17 protein-coding genes and 1 tRNA gene are annotated in these 15,399 nt (G+C 73.9%); 10 read left to right on the top strand and 8 right to left on the bottom strand.

Features of this window, described 5'->3' with window-relative positions; translation table 11 throughout:
- Positions 1–13: 13 nt before the first annotated feature.
- The gene (locus tag BJ983_RS24040; RefSeq protein WP_179796111.1) at positions 14–538 is read left to right on the top strand and encodes a DUF3558 domain-containing protein; all 525 of its coding nucleotides are present in this window, start codon (positions 14–16) and stop codon (positions 536–538) included.
- Positions 539–841: 303 nt separating this feature from the next.
- Here BJ983_RS24040 and BJ983_RS24045 read toward each other — a convergent pair whose 3' ends face one another.
- A complete protein-coding gene (locus BJ983_RS24045; protein ID WP_343054332.1) occupies positions 842–1,318 on the bottom strand; it encodes a YbaK/EbsC family protein in 477 nt (158 codons plus the stop codon).
- Positions 1,319–1,320: 2 nt separating this feature from the next.
- Positions 1,321–2,109, bottom strand: a complete 789-nt coding sequence (locus BJ983_RS24050) for a carbon-nitrogen hydrolase family protein (RefSeq protein ID WP_179796112.1) — start codon at positions 2,107–2,109, stop codon at positions 1,321–1,323.
- 21 nt (positions 2,110–2,130) lie between these two features.
- On the opposite strand from BJ983_RS24050, the gene BJ983_RS24055 reads away from it, so the two are divergent.
- Positions 2,131–2,856: an arylamine N-acetyltransferase gene (locus BJ983_RS24055; RefSeq protein WP_179796113.1), complete on the top strand. Its 726-nt coding sequence runs from the start codon at positions 2,131–2,133 to the stop codon at positions 2,854–2,856.
- A complete protein-coding gene (gene surE / locus BJ983_RS24060; protein ID WP_179796114.1) occupies positions 2,853–3,695 on the top strand; it encodes a 5'/3'-nucleotidase SurE in 843 nt (280 codons plus the stop codon). The genes BJ983_RS24055 and surE overlap by 4 nt, the downstream gene beginning before the upstream one ends.
- 14 nt (positions 3,696–3,709) lie before the next feature.
- On the opposite strand, the gene BJ983_RS24065 is transcribed toward surE, so the two are convergent.
- The 3 genes from BJ983_RS24065 to BJ983_RS24075 form a co-directional block, all read right to left on the bottom strand.
- Positions 3,710–4,816 carry a PLP-dependent cysteine synthase family protein gene (locus tag BJ983_RS24065; protein ID WP_218890448.1) on the bottom strand — a complete coding sequence of 369 codons (1,107 nt, stop codon included), beginning with the start codon at positions 4,814–4,816 and terminating at the stop codon, positions 3,710–3,712.
- Positions 4,817–4,820: 4 nt separating this feature from the next.
- A complete protein-coding gene (locus BJ983_RS24070) occupies positions 4,821–5,240 on the bottom strand; it encodes a DUF4395 domain-containing protein (protein ID WP_179796115.1) in 420 nt (139 codons plus the stop codon).
- A gap of 111 nt (positions 5,241–5,351) precedes the next feature.
- Entirely contained in the window at positions 5,352–5,783 is a 432-nt protein-coding gene (locus BJ983_RS24075) for a thioredoxin family protein (protein ID WP_179796116.1), read from the bottom strand.
- 139 nt (positions 5,784–5,922) lie between these two features.
- Between BJ983_RS24075 and BJ983_RS24080 the strand changes: the two genes are divergently transcribed.
- The 7 genes from BJ983_RS24080 to BJ983_RS24110 all read left to right on the top strand — a co-directional run bounded on the left by BJ983_RS24080 (position 5,923) and on the right by BJ983_RS24110 (position 12,639).
- A tRNA-Thr gene (locus BJ983_RS24080) sits at positions 5,923–5,996 on the top strand.
- Positions 5,997–6,065: 69 nt separating this feature from the next.
- Complete coding sequence (locus BJ983_RS24085; RefSeq protein ID WP_343054333.1) at positions 6,066–6,962, top strand: chitosanase; 897 nt, start codon at positions 6,066–6,068, stop codon at positions 6,960–6,962.
- Positions 6,963–7,011: 49 nt separating this feature from the next.
- Entirely contained in the window at positions 7,012–7,908 is an 897-nt protein-coding gene (locus BJ983_RS24090; RefSeq protein ID WP_179796118.1) for a hypothetical protein, read from the top strand.
- Between the two features lie 228 nt (positions 7,909–8,136).
- On the top strand, positions 8,137–9,159 hold the full coding sequence (locus BJ983_RS24095) for a 3-oxoacyl-ACP synthase III (RefSeq protein WP_179796119.1): 1,023 nt from the start codon (positions 8,137–8,139) through the stop codon (positions 9,157–9,159).
- Positions 9,156–10,037 carry an alpha/beta fold hydrolase gene (locus BJ983_RS24100; protein WP_179796120.1) on the top strand — a complete coding sequence of 294 codons (882 nt, stop codon included), beginning with the start codon at positions 9,156–9,158 and terminating at the stop codon, positions 10,035–10,037. The genes BJ983_RS24095 and BJ983_RS24100 overlap by 4 nt, the downstream gene beginning before the upstream one ends.
- Positions 10,034–11,638: a fatty acid CoA ligase family protein gene (locus BJ983_RS24105; RefSeq protein WP_179796121.1), complete on the top strand. Its 1,605-nt coding sequence runs from the start codon at positions 10,034–10,036 to the stop codon at positions 11,636–11,638. The genes BJ983_RS24100 and BJ983_RS24105 overlap by 4 nt, the downstream gene beginning before the upstream one ends.
- Positions 11,635–12,639: an NAD-dependent epimerase/dehydratase family protein gene (locus BJ983_RS24110; RefSeq protein WP_179796122.1), complete on the top strand. Its 1,005-nt coding sequence runs from the start codon at positions 11,635–11,637 to the stop codon at positions 12,637–12,639. The genes BJ983_RS24105 and BJ983_RS24110 overlap by 4 nt, the downstream gene beginning before the upstream one ends.
- Positions 12,640–12,657: 18 nt before the next feature.
- Here the strand turns inward: BJ983_RS24110 and BJ983_RS24115 are convergent, their stop codons facing one another.
- The 3 genes from BJ983_RS24115 to BJ983_RS24125 all read right to left on the bottom strand — a co-directional run bounded on the left by BJ983_RS24115 (position 12,658) and on the right by BJ983_RS24125 (position 15,205).
- Positions 12,658–13,764, bottom strand: a complete 1,107-nt coding sequence (locus BJ983_RS24115) for an extracellular catalytic domain type 1 short-chain-length polyhydroxyalkanoate depolymerase (protein ID WP_218890450.1) — start codon at positions 13,762–13,764, stop codon at positions 12,658–12,660.
- Positions 13,765–13,822: 58 nt separating this feature from the next.
- Positions 13,823–14,215 carry a CopG family transcriptional regulator gene (locus BJ983_RS24120; protein ID WP_179796123.1) on the bottom strand — a complete coding sequence of 131 codons (393 nt, stop codon included), beginning with the start codon at positions 14,213–14,215 and terminating at the stop codon, positions 13,823–13,825.
- A 144-nt stretch (positions 14,216–14,359) separates the two neighbouring features.
- The gene (locus BJ983_RS24125; RefSeq protein WP_179796124.1) at positions 14,360–15,205 is read right to left on the bottom strand and encodes an SDR family NAD(P)-dependent oxidoreductase; all 846 of its coding nucleotides are present in this window, start codon (positions 15,203–15,205) and stop codon (positions 14,360–14,362) included.
- Between the last annotated feature and the right edge of the window lie 194 nt (positions 15,206–15,399).

Genomic DNA, 15,399 nt, shown 5'->3' on the forward strand with positions numbered 1-15,399 from the left:
GTTCGTCGCACTCATGGCTCTCCTGGCGAGTTGTTCCACACCGGCTCCGGACCTGCCGTCTCCGTCGACCTCACCGACGTCCGCTCGGTACGGCGCGCCGGTCGTCGACGCACCCCGCGACGTCACTGCGTATGCCGGACAACCCTGCACGCTGCTGTCCGGGTCCGAACTGCAGGCGCTCGGTCTGCGTGGCCCGGGCGTCCAACGAACGTCGGTCGATGTTCAGGAATGCTCGTGGCCGACCGCGGAACGTGGGCGGCTCGCCATGGCCGTCAACGCCGACCGCGACCTGCTCGTCGACACCTACCGATCGCGTGTGCTCCCGATCTTCGTACCGACGACGGTCGAGGGGATGCCCGCTGTCCGGCAGCGCTCCAGGCCGGACGACAACACGTGCACCGTGACCACCGGACTCGGTCCGCGCCAGGCACTCGAGACCGAGTGGTCGGGGTTGACGAGCCGCCAGACCACTGATCCGTGCGCGAGGGCCGAGGAGGCGATCGCGCTCGTCGTCAGGAAGCTCCCGCCACAGCGGTGACGACTTCAGTGGCATCAGGTGCACTCCGCTGCGCTCCCTGCCACTGAAGTCGCGGCGCGCCGACCGAGTCACCGCCCGGACCTGCCCCATGTGCACCTCACGACGGCCGGTGGGGCGAGGTGGGGTGGGCCGCCCGCGTCTGTGGCCCATTCATGTCGTCAGATGCGTCAACGGGGCCACTCGCGCCGCCGCCCGCCCAGCCCTTCTGCCGCGAGGTTCACGTCAGGCAGGCCGAACCGCGCCCGGACCTGCCCCCTGTGAACCTCGGCGTCGCCTCCGAACGCCCGAAACGGCCCGGGAGAGCTACTCCGCGACGTCCACCACCGTGCCGCCGGTGGCCTCCACCAGCTCGGCCGGCGTCGCGTCGAAGACGGTCCGGGGTGAGCCGGCCGCGGCCCAGACCCGGTCCCAGGCCAGGACGCCACGGTCGATCAGGGTCCGCACCGGGGCCACCAGGCCGACGGGCGCGACGCCGCCGATCGCGAACCCCGTCCGCTCCCGCACGAACGTGCCGGACGCCTGCTCGACCGGCTCGCCGAGGACCGCGGACAGCTTCCCGACGTCCACCCGCGTCGACCCCGACGCGAGCACCAGCACGGCCGCGTCCGTCGAGGGCAGCCGGAAGACCAGCGACTTCACGATCTGCCCGACCTCGCAACCGAGCGCGGCACCCGCCTCGGCCGCCGTCCGCGTCGAGTCGGGCAGTTCACGGGAGCGCCCTCCCAGGCCCAGTTCCTCCAGCGCGGCGGCCACCCGCTTGACGCTGCCTCCCTTCGCCACCGCTACATCCGCCGGTTCGCGAGCACCGGCAGCACCTCGCGGACCTTCGCCACCGACGCGGTGTCCACGTCCACGACGAGCAGGCCCGGGTCGTCCGCCAGCGACTCGACGATCGTCCCCGTCGGGCCGGCGACGAGCGAGTGGCCCACTCCGCGCGGCGCCTTCCCCGGGTCCAGACCCCGTGCCAGCGGGTCGGCCTGGTCGCAGGCCACCACGAACGTCGTGGAGTCGACCGCCCGGGCGCGCACGAGCAGCTCCCACTGCTCGATCTTGCCCTCGCCCGCACCCCACGAGGCCGGGAGCAGCACGGTCGAGGCGCCCCGGTCGGCGAGGGCGCGGAACAGCTCGGGGAAGCGCACGTCGTAGCAGACCGCGAGGCCGAGGGTCTCGCCGTCGACCTCGACGACGACCGGCGAGGAGCCGGGCGCGACGGTCTTCGACTCGGCGAACCCGAACGCGTCGTAGAGGTGGATCTTGTCGTAGGAGGTGTCGACGCCACGTCCGACCGCGAGCAGCGTGTTGGTCACCCGCCCGTCGTCGGTCGGGGTGAACATGCCGGCCACCACCAGCACCCCGTGCTGCTCGGCGATCGCGCGCACCTCGGTGGCCCAGGGCCCGTCGAGGGGCTCGGCGACCGGCTTGAGCGACACCCCGAAGCGGCACATCGTCGCCTCCGGGAACACCACGACCGTCGCGCCCTGCTGCGCGGCCAGCGCCGTGTGGTCGCGGATGAGCTCCAGATTCGCCTTCGGATCGTCGGTGGCCAGGATCTGAGCGAGGGCGACGCGCATGGGGCCGTGTATACCGGGCGCGTGGATGTGAGGGCATACCTCGGGCGCATCGGCGCGCGCGAGGACGACGACGTCGCGGTGCTCGCCGACCGGCACTACCGGTCGGTGCCGTTCGAGAACCTGTCGATCCACCTCGGCGAGCCGATCGACCTCACGCCGGAGGGCCTCTTCGAGAAGATCGTGCGCCGTCGGCGGGGCGGGTTCTGCTACGAGCTCAACGGGTCGTTCGGCCGGCTGCTCACCGAGCTGGGGCACGACGTGCGGTTCCTCGGCGGCGTCGTCCACACCCCCCGGGGCGACACGGCTCCGCTCGCCCACCTGGCCCTGCAGGTCGACGGACTCCTCGTCGACGTCGGCTTCGGCGGGTTCCTCGTGCTGCCGGCCTCCCTCGACGAACCGTCGACGCAGATCGACCCGCAGCCCGACGGCGACGTCGAGGTCGTCGGTCCCGACGGCAGGCCCGGCTACCGGCTCGAGCGCCGGGCACGGTCGTGGGAGGACTTCGGCCCGACCTGCTGGTGGACCGCCACCCACCCGGACTCCGGGTTCACCCACGGCCCCACCTGCTCGCTCCCCACCGCGGACGGCGGCCGGGTCACGATGGCGGGCGCGCACCGGATCGTCACCGCGCCCGACCGGAAACGGACCGAGGACGACCTTCCCGACGACGAGGCCCTGGTCGCCTATCGCGAGCTGTTCGGCATCGACCTCGACCGCCTCCCCGTCGCGCTGCACCCGCCGTCGTGATCGCACCGCGTCTCGTCCTCGCCGTCGTCGGCGCCCTGCTCTGCGGGGCGTGCGCGGCCACGCCGGTCGCTCCGCCGGCCCCGCCCACGGCGACCCTGCAGGCGCGGGAGGCCCCCGCGCCGACGACCACCACCTCCGCCCCGCCCGCGAAGCTCCGCGTCCTCCTCACCGACGACGACGGGTGGGACGCGGGCGGGATCACGGCCATGCGCGCCGCGCTGTCCGGCGCCGGGTACGACGTCACGCTGGTCGCCCCGTCGGGCAATCGCAGCGGAGCGGGCGCCTCGTCCGACGGGCGCACCGAGCTCGACGAGAAGGACCGCGGCGTCTACGCCGTCGACGGCTATCCGGTCGACGCCGTGCGCGCCGGGCTGGACCTCATGCGCGACGACCCGCCCGACCTCGTCGTCTCCGGGACCAACCTCGGGCACAACTCCGGGACCGGCATCGTCGAGTCGGGCACCGTCGGAGCCGCCGTGACCGCGGCGCGGGCGGGTATCCCGGCCATCGCCTCGTCGACGCACCGCGGCCGGTCGGAGGACGACTGCGCCGCGACCGCCGCCTACGTCGCGAAGCTCGTGCGGACGCTCGGCCCGGACCTGTTCGCGCCCGGCGTCGTCGTCAACGTCAACTACCCGGCGGGCGGCCCGGCGGAGGAGGTCCGGGTCCGCGACCCGCTCGTCGTGGAGCTCGACGGCGAGGAGATGCGGGTCCCGACCGACGGGCCCGACGACGACGTCGACCTGCTCGACGACGGCGTCGCGACCCTCACCCAGCTCGACGTCGGGGGAGCGGGCGCCTCGAGCGACGTCGTGGACCGGCTCCGGGAGGTGCGCTGACGCGCAGGTGAGCACTAAGTGGGCCTATAGCCCCCCTTACTGCTCACCTGGGCGAAGCCCACCTCCACGGACTCCGCGTACGACGCCGGGTCGATCCCCTGCGCCGCCAGCCAGGCGTCGTCGCCGAAGGTGGCGCGGTACCGGTCGGCCCGGTCGCACAGCAGCGTGACGATGCTGCCCTGCTCGCCCCGCTCCACCATCTCGCCGGCGAGGTGCAGGGCGCCGAACACGTTGGTCCCGGTGGACGGCCCGGCGTCGATGCCGAAGCGATCGGCGAGGAACCGCATCGCCGCGACCGACCCGCCGTCGGGAACGCCGAGCATCCGGTCGACGACCCGCGGCACGAACGACGGCTCGACCCGCGGCCGCCCGATGCCCTCGATCCGCGAGCCGGGCCCGGTCGGCTCCTCGCCGGCGTAGTGGCGCAGGAAGGCCGAGCCCTCCGGGTCGACGACGGCGAGCCGCGTGGCGTGGCCGCGGTAGCGCAGGTAGCGGCCGATCGTCGCGCTCGTGCCGCCGGTGCCGGCGCCGACGACGACCCAGGTCGGGACCGGGTGCGGCTCCTCGGCGAGCTGGTCGAAGATCGACTCGGCGATGTTGTTGTTGCCGCGCCAGTCGGTCGCGCGCTCGGCGTGGGTGAACTGGTCGAGGTAGTGGCCGCCGCACGCGTCGGCGATCCGGCGGGCCTCCGCGTAGACCTCGCCGGCGGCGTCGACGAACGCGCAGGTGCCGCCCTCGCGCTCGATCAGCCGGACCTTGCGGGCGCTGGTGGAGCGGGCCATCACCGCCACGAACGGCAGCCCGACGAGCCGCGCGAAGTACGCCTCGCTGACGGCGGTCGAGCCGGAGGAGGCCTCGACGACGGTGGTGTCGAGGCCGATGTCGCCGTTGCAGAGCGCGTAGAGGAACAGGCTGCGGGCGAGCCGGTGCTTGAGGCTGCCGGTCGGGTGCGTCGACTCGTCCTTGAGGTACAGCTGGACGTCGCCCCCGCCCGGCAGCCGCAGCAGGTGGGTGTCCGCGGACCGGCGGGTGTCCGCGGTGATCTGCCCGACCGCCCAGGTCACCCATGCCCGGTCGGTGGTCGTCGCCGGGCGGACGTCGCGGAGCTCCACGCCCCGCATGCTGTCAGGCGGTGCGCGCGCCCCGGGCCCGGGCGAGCAGCCCGTACATCTCGCAGCCGAGGCAGAACCCGAACGCGGCGTTGAGGAACGCGGCAGCCAGGGCGAACGCGGTCGCGACGACGCCGAGCGCGGTCAGCCCGCTCAGGTACCCGGCGGCCGCGACGACGGTGAACACCAGGCCGACGGTCTGCGAGAACCGGACCGGCGCGGCGTCCTCGGTCTCGGTGGGCGGCCCCAGCCGCGGGCGCACCGCGACCCGGAACAGGGCGCCGTAGGGCGAGAACCGCATCCCGAACAGCGCCGGCAGGGCGAACACGACGGCCTGGGCGAGGGCGAGCCGGCCGCTGCCGGTGATCAGGACGACGGCCAGGACGACGGTGGTGACGGTCGCGGCGAAGCGGACGCCGCGGGGGTCGAGCTGCATGGGTGCTTCCTCGGTCGGGGGGGGGGTGGGCGCGGGGTCAGCGGCCCGGACAGAGGTCCGAGGCGAGGCGGCCGTGGTCCACGGCGCGGCGTCGGGTCAGCACGTCGACGATCATCGGGCGGAGGTCAGCTCGCTGTCCAGCGCCTCGAGCAGTTCCTGACGACGGGGCACGCCGGACACCCGCAGCAGCTCGCGTCCGTCGCGGGCGAAGGCGACCGTGGTGGGGGTGCGCATGACGTCGAGCGTGCGCGCGATCTCGGGCCGCTCGGCGATGTCGACCTCGACGTGGCGCAGGCCGTCGCGCGTCCCGCTCAGCTCGGTGAGCTGGACCGCGGTCTGTCGGCAGGGCGTGCAGATCGGGGACGACAGCTGGAGCAGGAGCACCCGGTCGTCGGCCGCCGGCTCGACCCCGACGAGGTTCCAGCCCGGGGCGACCCGACCCGTCGTCGGGACGACGCGGCCGCTCCGCGCGCGCAGGACGAGGCCGACGACGGTGGCGACGGCGAGCACCGCGAGGACGACGACCAGGCCGGTGACGGACATGCCACGACCAACCCGCACGCGCCGCGACCTGTTCCCGGCCGTCAGCGGTGGCACACGGCTGACGTCCGACGGCAGCAGCTCGCCACGCCGACCCCGCCCGTCCGGGGCGCCGGGCAGGTCCCCTACACTCGGTCCCGCTGCCGCCTTAGCTCAGTCGGCCAGAGCAACGCACTCGTAATGCGTAGGTCTCGGGTTCGAATCCCGAAGGCGGCTCCGCAGGTCGAGGCCGGTCCGGAGTGCTTCCGGGCCGGCCTTTCTGACGTCGGAGGGGAGGCGGTTCCGGTGGTGCGGAGGCGCCCGACCCTCCTCGTGGCCGCGTGCGCGGCGGTACTGCTCCTCGCCACGGCGTGCGGCGGCTCCGCGACGCCCACGGTCGCGCCGATCGTCGTCGAGCCCGTCTCCCCGGCGGCCGGCCCGGCCGTCCCGCCGCCCGCGCCCCGGGCGGCGACCAGCACCGCCGCCCCGGCCCCGGCCGACCTGCACGACCCGGCGCTGAAGGACATCGCGATGCAGCTGGTGTCGAGCGCCGAGAACTCGACGCTGGACTGGAAGGGGCAGTACGGCTACCTCGAGGACATCGGCGACGGCCGCGGCTACACCGGCGGGCTGATCGGCTTCACGTCCGGCACCGGCGACATGCTGACGCTGGTCCGGAACTACACCGCGACCGTGCCCGGGAACCCGCTCGCCGACTTCCTCCCGGCGCTGGAGGCCGTGAACGGGAGCGCCTCCCACGAGGGGCTGGGCGAGGCCTTCGAGGGCGCGTGGCGGGAGGCGGCGACCGACCGACGGTTCCTCGCCGCCCAGGACCGCCTGCGGGACTCCGCCTACTTCGACCCGGCCGTCGCGGCGGCGAAGGCCGACGGGTTGCCGCCGCTCGGCCAGTTCGTCTACTACGACGCGATGGTCGTGCACGGCCCGGGCTCCGACCGCCAGAGCTTCGGCGGCATCCGCGCGGCGGCGAAGAAGCAGGCGAGGACCCCCGCGCAGGGCGGCGGCCTCGACGAGTACCTGCAGGCGTTCTGGACGGTGCGGATCGTCGTGATGCGCTCCGAGCCCGCGCACACCGACGTCACCCGGATCACCGACCTGCAGCAGAAGCTCGCGCGCGACGGGAACTACGCGCTGCGGACGCCGCTGTCGTTCTCGGTCTACGGAGAGCCCTTCACGATCGCCTGAGCAGCGGAAATGCGTCGCGGGTCGCAGCCGGAGTGCCCACCATGAGCGCATGGCAGCAGACCTCGAACGGGACCTCGCGCGCCGCGACGTGCTCCGTGTCGCGACGGACCTCGTCGGCGCCGCGAACGGGGTCGCGGTCGGTGCGGGCCTCCTGTCGGCGTGGCTCCGCGACGAGGGGGTGCGGGCCGCACTCCGGCCGGTCTTCGAGGCCGCACTCCCGGACCAACGGGCCCTGATCGCGCTCGGCGACGTCGACGTCTGGCTGGTTGACGGGCGGATCGCCCGAGGATGGTGGGAGCAGGCGGCAGCCGGTCCGGATCGCGAGCTCGCCGCCCTCGGGGCGTGGCGGGTGGCCCAGGCGCACCTGCGCGGCGGGCGGGAGCTGCAGGCCGTTCCGTTCCTGCACCAGGCCGACGAGGGTGGGGTGGGAGGCGCGTCCCTCGTGCTCGCCCGCTCCGCCATCCGCCGCGGGCAGGACGTCCTGGCTGCCGGTCTCCTCCGACGGTCGGGCCTCCAGGAGGCGAAGCTCCACCTGGCCGAGATCCGGCTCCGCGCCGACCAGGTGGACCAGGCCGATCGGGAGCTCGACTGGTTCGAGCCGCCGCCCTGGACACCCGGAGATCCGGACCTGAGCGCCTGGAAGCGCGGCATCCGAGGCGAGATCCTCTTCCGGCGAGGTGCCTTCGAGGCAGCCGAGGTCCACTTCGACGGCGCCCTGAACGCCCCGGGCGACGACCGCACCGACCGGTACCGGCTCCGCCTGGCCCAGATCGCGATCGAGGTCGGAGACGCCGTCTCGGCGCACCACTGGCTCCCACCGTTGGCGCGTGCCCGAGGGGCCGTCGGGCGGGAGGCACGGCTCCTCCTCGATCAGCACGAGGACTTCGTGGCCGGTGGGGCGCCGATGCCCGACGCGTACCGGCCACGGATCGGCGACGAGGATTGATGAGAACATCGCATTGCGCCCGTCGTCGTACTCCGAAGTAGTGCCGTAGGGTGCGCCGCTGCCGATTCCCCGAGCGGCGGCCACCGTTCGGACCACGAATGCGGTCGAATCTTCCTGTTACCGCGCGTTGCTTATGATCCACGGTAACGGGAACGGGCGGTAAGGGGAACGAACTGTCCCGAACACCTCTCATGGCGCCTCCACGACGAATCCCGCACCCTCGGATTCATGAGAGCGGCACAGCGCTACGACGACGTGGTGATCACGGGGCTGGCGCACGTCGATGCGCCGCACGTGGTCACCTCCACCGACCTCGAGGACCGGCTCGCCGGCACCCTCGCGAAGCTCCGCATCACGCCCGGCCTGCTCGAGAAGCTGTCCGGCATCGCCGAGCGCCGGGTGTGGGACGACGGGACGATGCCCAGCGAGGTGGCCGCCCGTGCCGGGGAGAAGGCCCTCGCCGACAGCGGCGTGCGCCGTGACGACATCGGCGTCCTCATCAACACCTCGGTCTCGCGCGACCACCTCGAGCCGAGCACCGCGAGCATCGTGCACGGCCGGATGGAATTGTCGCCGGAGGCGGGCAACTTCGATCTCGGGAACGCGTGCCTGGGATTCCTCAACGGCATGAACGTGGTCTCGACGATGATCGAGGCGGGCGAGATCGACCACGGACTCGTCGTGGCGGGCGAGACCAGTCGATTCGCGATGGAATCGACGATCGCGCGGCTCGCGGGCGACGACGCCACGCGGAAGATGTTCCACCAGCAGTTCGCCACGCTGACCGTCGGTTCCGGCGCGGTCGCGATGGTGCTCTCCCGCGGCACGCAGGGGCACCGCTACCTCGGCGGCCTCGGCCGGGCCAGCACGATGGGCAACTCCGAGCTCTGCGTCGGGCAGGCCGACGAGATGCGCACCGACTCCTCCGGGCTGCTCAGCGCCGGCATGGAGCTCGCCGGGCGGGCCTGGAAGGACGCGGTCTCGGCCTTCGACTGGGACACCGACTCTTACGACGTCTACTGCCTGCACCAGGTCTCGAAGGTGCACACCCGCGCGGTCGCCGACCAGCTCGGCCTCGACATCGCCCGCTTCCCCTCGCAGTTCCCCCGCTTCGGCAACATCGGGCCGGCCGGGGTGCCGACGGTGCTGTCGAAGGCGGTCGAGGACGGCACGGTCACCGACGGCTCGCGCGTGATGCTCATGGGCGTCGGCAGCGGGATCAACGCCGCGGCGGCCGAGGTGGTCTGGTGACGGCCATCGACTTCGCCCTCGCGTCGAGGACGGTCGACATCGGCGGCCACACGATGGCCTACGTCGACGAGGGCGCCGGCACCCCGGTGCTGCACGTCCACGGCAACCCGACCTGGTCGTTCTACTTCCGCTCGCTGCTCTCCACCCTTCCCGACGACGGGTTCCGCGCGATCGCGCCCGACCACATCGGCATGGGCCGCTCCGCCAAGCCCGGCCGCGACGCGTACCCGCACACCCTCGCCCGCCGGGTCGCCGACCTCACCGCGTTCGTCGAGCACCTCGACCTCGACGAGCCGTTGCACCTCGTCGTCCACGACTGGGGCGGCCCGATCGGCCTGTCGTGGGCCGCCGAGCACCTCGACCGGGTCGACCGGATCGTCATCCTCAACAGCGCCGCGTTCCCGCTGCCCGCGGACAAGCGCATCCCGTGGACGCTGCAGGCCGCGCGCCTGCCCCTCGTCGGGGACGTGCTCGTCCGGCGCTTCAACGCGTTCTCCCTCGGGGCGCTCGCCCTCGGCAGCGGCCGCCCCTGGCTCGGCGCGGAGGCCCGTCGCGGGCTGCTCGCGCCGTACGACTCGCCGGAGCACCGCGTCGCCGTCCACGCCTTCGTCCAGGACATCCCGACCGGCCCCGACGACCCGGCCCACCCCGTCCTGGTCCGCCTCGCGGAGAAGCTGCCCGAGCTCGACACGCACCCGGTCCAGGTGCACTGGGGCATGAAGGACCCGGTCTTCGACGACACGATCCTGCGCCACCTCGTGGCGCACCTGCCGCACGCCGCGGTGCACCGCTACCCGGCCGCCGGGCACTACGTCCTCGAGGACGCCGCCGACCGGATCGTGCCCCGCGTCCGCACCTTCCTGACGGCGGGCCGGTGACCCCCACGCTCGACGGCATGCTCGCCGAGCACGCCGTCGCCCGGTCCGACGCGCCCGCCCTGGTCCTGCCGGCGCCCCTCGGTCGCACGCGGACCATCACGTTCGGGGCCCTGCAGCGCCGCGTCGCGGACGCCGCGGCGGGCCTGCTCGCCGCCGGGATCGGGCCGGGCACGCGCACGGCGCTGCTCGTGCCCCCGACCGCCGACTTCTTCGTCGTCGCCTACGCGCTCCTGCGCGTCCGGGCCGTCCCCGTCGTCGTGGACCCGGGCATCGGACTGGACCGCGTCCGCTCCTGCCTCGGCGAGGCCGCGCCCGAGGCCTTCGTCGGGATCGCGAAGGCGCACCTCGCGCGGCGCGCGCTGCGGTGGTGCCCGTCCGCGCGGATCGCGGTGACGGCCGGCCCGGTGCCCGTGCCCGGCACGCACTCGCTGCGCCGCCTCGAACGCGCGGGGTCCCGACGCCGGGCCCTCCCGCCGCTCCCGCGGCCGGACGGCGTGCCCGCGGCGATCCTGTTCACCAGCGGCAGCACCGGCCCGCCCAAGGGCGTCGAGCACCACGAGGACGGGCTGCTCGCGCAGGCGCGTCTCGTGCGCGACCTCTACGGGCTCGGCCCCGGCGACGTCAGCCTCGCCACCTTCCCGCCGTTCGCGCTCTTCGGACCGGCCCTCGGCATGACGACGGTGGTGCCGCGGATGGACCCGACGAAGCCGGGGAAGGTCGTCCCGTCGCGGCTCGTGAGCGCGGCCCGGACGACGGGTGCCACCGTCATGTTCGGCTCACCCGCCGTCCTCGACCGGCTCGGCCGTGGTGTCCCCGCCGACACCCACCTGCCGACGCTGCGCCAGGTGATCTCGGCGGGCGCGCCGGTGCCGCGGGACGTCCAGCGCCGTGTGCTCGCGCTGCTGCCGGACGGCGCGCAGGTGCACACCCCCTACGGCGCCACCGAGGCGCTGCCGGTGGCGACGATCGGCAGCCACGAACTGCTCGAACTGCCCGACGACGGGATCTGCGTCGGCCGCGCCGTGCCCGGCGTCGACGTCGCGCTGATGCACCCGACCGACGGGCCGGTCACGCGGCTCGAGCCGTCGATGCTGGTCGGACACGGTGAGGTCGGGGAGGTCGTGGTCCGGGGACCCGTGGTCAGCCCGGCCTACGCCGAGCGCCCGGAGGCCACGGCGGCTGCCAAGGTCTCGTGGGACGGCCGTCTCGCGCACCGCACCGGCGACCTCGCCTCCCTCGACGACGCGGGCCGGCTGTGGTTCGCGGGCCGGGTCGCGCACGTGGTGCACACCGTCGACGGCCCGCTCTACAGCGTGCCGTGCGAGGAGGTGTTGAACCGCCATCCGGCGGTGCGGCGCACCGCCCTCGTCGGGACCGGACCTGCGCGCGACCGCACCCCGGTCGCGGTCGTCGAGCTGTTCGCCGGCTCACGGTGGACCGACGAGCTCGTCGACGAGCTCCGGGCCCTCGCGGCGAGCGACCCGCGGACCAAGCCGATCGAGGTCTTCCTGTCGCACCGCGCACTGCCGGTCGACCCGCGCCACAACTCCAAGATCGACCGCGAGGCCCTGGGGCGCTGGGCCGACGGGGAGCTCCGGTGAGGGCCCTCGTCACCGGCGGCGGAGGATTCCTCGGCGGCGCCGTGGTCGACGCGCTGCTCGCCCGCGGCGACGAGGTCACGAGCGTCGCCCGGGGGGACTACCCGTCGTTGCGGGCCCGCGGGGTGGCGACGATCCGCGGCGACCTGGCCGACCCCGCCGTCGCCCGCGCCGCCGTCGAGGACGTCGACGTGGTCTTCCACGTCGCCGCACGGGCCGGCATCTCCGGCTCGACGGCACTCTTCCGGCGCAGCAACGTCGAAGCGACCCGGACCCTGCTCGACGAGTGCCGGGCGGCCGGCATCGACCGGTTCGTCTTCACCAGCACCCCGAGCGTGGTGCACGGCGGCGACGACATCCGCGGCGGCGACGAGTCGCTGCCGTACGCCACGCACTTCGACTCGCCGTACCCGGAGACGAAGGCCGAGGCGGAACGGCTGGTGCTGGCGGCGGACTCCCCGTCGTTGGCGACCGTCGCGCTCCGCCCGCACCTCGTGTGGGGTCCGGGCGACACGCAGCTCGTGCCGCGGATCCTGGAGCGCGCCCGCTCGCGGCGGTTGCGGCTGGTCGGGGACGGTTCCGCGGTCATCGACACGACCTACGTCGACGACGCCGCGCAGGCCCACCTCGACGCCGCCGACCGGCTGGCCCCCGGCGCGCCGTGCGCCGGGCGGCCGTACTTCATCACGTCCGGCGACCCGCGACCGGTGCGGGAGCTGGTGAACGGGATCGTGACCGCGGGCGGGCTGGAGCCGATCTCGGCGACCGTCCCGCTGCCGGTCGCCGTCGCGGCGGGCGCCGTGGTGGAGACGGTGTGGCGGGGCCTGGAGCGGGTCGTGTCGGTCGGCGACCCGCCGATGACCCGCTTCCTCGCCCGCCAGCTCGCCACCGATCACTGGTTCGACATCTCCGCGGCCAAGCGGGACCTGGGCTATGCGCCGCAGGTCCCGCTGGACGAGGGTTTCGTGCGCCTGGCAGGTGCGCTCCGCGCAGGTGAGCACTGAGTGGGGCTATAGGCCCACTTAGTGCTCACCTGCGAAGAATTCGCACATGGCCGCGCTCGCGTCCGGACCCGCCGGGTCGGTGTAGGACCCACCGGCCCGGCCGCCCGACCAGGCGTGCCCGCTGCCGTGCACCGTCCAGTGCTCGGCGCGCACGACGCCGTCACGGTCGGTCCAGCGCTCGCGGGTCCAGCTGCGGCGGTCGCCCCCGCCGCCGCGCTCCTCGGTCCGGGCGCACCCGGGGTGGTCGGCCAGCGCGGCCTCGACCGCGCGGGTGCCGTTGACGGCGGCGACGGTCGGGTCGTCCGTGCCGTGCACCACGATGGTCGGCACGCTGGTCGCGCCGACCCGGTAGGGCGCGCCGCGCATGGCGCCGAAGGCCGACCCCACGTCGTGCGCGGCCCCGGCGGGCAGGCCGGAGTGGATGCCGACCCCCGCGACGAGGTCGGGGTACGCCGCGCCCATCACCGCCGCCATCGCCGCGCCCGCGGAGAAGCCGGCGACGAACACCCGCTCGCGGTCCACACCGTGCGCCGCGGACACCTCGGTGACGATCGCGGCGATCAGCGCCGCCTCCCCGCCCCGGCCCTGGGAGCCGGGCTCGAACCAGTTCCAGTAGCCCATCGCGTTCGCCGACCGGGACTGTTCCGGGTAGACGACCAGGAAACCCTCCCGCTCGGCCAGGTCGTCCATGCCCGTCGCGGCCGCGAAGGTGTCGGCGTCCTGCGTGCCGCCGTGCAGCATCACGAGCAGCGGCGGCCGGTCCTGCACCCGCTCGGGCACGACGAGCCGGTAGGAGCGCGACCCGCCGGGTCCGTCGACGGAGCCCCGGGAGACCCGTCCCGACGTCGGGGTCGGTGCGGCCGCGCGGGTCGCGGTGAAGGACCCGGGCATCGTCGGGACGGGGGCGGACCCCGTGCCCTGCAGGACGGACATCGCCTCGGTGAGCCGTCCGGCCCGGGTCAGCCGGGTCGCCTCCGCCATGCGGGCGGACTGCCCGCCGCCGCCCTGGGTCGCGGCGGTGCGGACGGCGTGGGCCATCGGACCGGAGAGACCGCGGGTCACGCGGGCCGCCATCGTCTCGGCGAGGCGCTTGGCGGCGCCCCCGGGTGTGCGTGGTGTGGTCATGTGTCGTCCCCTCGGACGCGGTGGGTGGCGAGGGGAGGGCCCCGACGCCGCCGACGGCTCAGACGATCCGCGGACCCAGGGCCGCCTTCACGGCCCGGCTCGCGCGGAACGCGCCGAGGACCTCGACCGAGGCGATGGTGGCCACCGCCAGATCGGGTGGGACGTCCTCGGCGAGGCTCGCCAGTCCCAGCACGCGGATGTGGATCTGCTCGCCCCGGTCGTGCAGGGCCTGCAGGTCGGCACGCGAGAAGTGCTGGGTGCCGAGCACCAACGTGCGGCGGGCCACCGTGCGGTCGAGGGCCGGGCCGTTGGCGCTGAGCTGGTTGCGGATGGCGGTGCGGATGAAGTCGGTCCGGGTCGTGTAGAAGCCCTCCTGCACGAGGAGGTCGATGTGCCCGAGATCCACCAACCCGAGGTTGACGGTGATCTTCTCGGTCTTGTCCTCCCCCACGACCCGCACCCCCCGTCATCCGTGCACCATCCCCATGGATGGTGCACGGCTGGCCGCACGGTCGCAAGCCTGGGCGACGATGTGGCTTTCCTGCCACTGGATGACAGCAACGACGCTTCGCTGCCACCGGGGGAGGGGCGCGGCTCAGCTCCCGCCGAGGACCTTCCCGCCGAAGCGGACGAGGGCGGCCGGGTAGAACCGCGGCACGAGGCGCACGAAGAGGTCGACGAACTTCGCGTCGTTGCCGACGAGCACACGCGGCTTCCCGCTCTCGACCCCCTCGACGATGATCTTCGCCGCCTGGTCGGCGGGCATCTTCAGCAGCTTCTCGTTGTAGGTGCGCGTCCGCGCCTCGTCGGCGGCCGTGGTCCGGCCGGCGGCGGAGCCGCGCTCGAAGGCGGCGGTGGCGATGTTGGTCTTCACGCCGCCCGGGTGCACCACGGTCACGCCCACCGGCTGACGGCTCGCGAGCATCTCGGCGCGCAGCGTCTCGGTGAACCCACGGACGCCGAACTTCGCCGTGCAGTAGGCGGACATCCCCGGCTGGGCCATGATCCCGTTCAGCGAGGACACGTTGACCACGTGCCCGTCGCCCGAGCGCACGAGCGCCGGCAGGAACGCCTTCGTGCCGTTGATGACGCCGAAGAGGTTGATGCCCAGCACGTGGTCGTACTCCGACCACTCGCCGTCGAGCACCGTGCCGGAGGAGGCGATGCCGGCGTTGTTGTAGATCTGGTGCACCACGCCGTAGTGCTCCTCGACGGCGTCGGCGTACGCGAGGACGGCCTCCCGGTCGGCCACGTCGAGCCGGGCGGTGTGCACCTCGGCGCCCAGGGCCTTCGCGAGGTCGGCGGTCTCGTTCAGGCCGGTCTCGTTGACGTCGGAGATCGCGAGGCGCGCACCCCGGCGGGCGAGCTCGAGGGCGAGCCGGCGCCCGATCCCGGATCCGGCCCCGGTCACGACCGTGACCTTGTCCCGCACGCTGCTCATGGGTGTGTGCCTCCTCGATCTTCGGTACGTGCTCGTACCGGAATCTGACGGTACGTCAGCGTACCGGAGGCGCGCAAGGCCCTGCGATCGGAACGAACGGGTCGTTCGTGGCTTCTAGCTGCACGAACGGGTCGTTCGTTCCGGACGGGCGCTCACGACGACGTGGCTTTCCTGCCACGGGACGACAGCAACGA

Source organism: Actinomycetospora corticicola, from assembly GCF_013409505.1.
GTDB lineage: Bacteria > Actinomycetota > Actinomycetes > Mycobacteriales > Pseudonocardiaceae > Actinomycetospora > Actinomycetospora corticicola.

Bases quoted from the DNA above. Each gene is read 5' to 3' on its own strand.
- BJ983_RS24040 (WP_179796111.1), top strand. From the start codon at position 14: ATGGCTCTCCTGGCGAGTTGTTCCACACCGGCTCCGGACCTGCCGTCT.
- BJ983_RS24090 (WP_179796118.1), top strand. From the start codon at position 7,012: ATGGCAGCAGACCTCGAACGGGACCTCGCGCGCCGCGACGTGCTCCGT.
- BJ983_RS24095 (WP_179796119.1), top strand. From the start codon at position 8,137: ATGAGAGCGGCACAGCGCTACGACGACGTGGTGATCACGGGGCTGGCG.
- BJ983_RS24075 (WP_179796116.1), bottom strand. From the start codon at position 5,783: ATGTCCGTCACCGGCCTGGTCGTCGTCCTCGCGGTGCTCGCCGTCGCC.
- BJ983_RS24050 (WP_179796112.1), bottom strand. From the start codon at position 2,109: ATGCGCGTCGCCCTCGCTCAGATCCTGGCCACCGACGATCCGAAGGCG.
- BJ983_RS24070 (WP_179796115.1), bottom strand. From the start codon at position 5,240: ATGCAGCTCGACCCCCGCGGCGTCCGCTTCGCCGCGACCGTCACCACC.
- BJ983_RS24125 (WP_179796124.1), bottom strand. From the start codon at position 15,205: ATGAGCAGCGTGCGGGACAAGGTCACGGTCGTGACCGGGGCCGGATCC.
- BJ983_RS24065 (WP_218890448.1), bottom strand. From the start codon at position 4,816: ATGCGGGGCGTGGAGCTCCGCGACGTCCGCCCGGCGACGACCACCGAC.
- BJ983_RS24115 (WP_218890450.1), bottom strand. From the start codon at position 13,764: ATGACCACACCACGCACACCCGGGGGCGCCGCCAAGCGCCTCGCCGAG.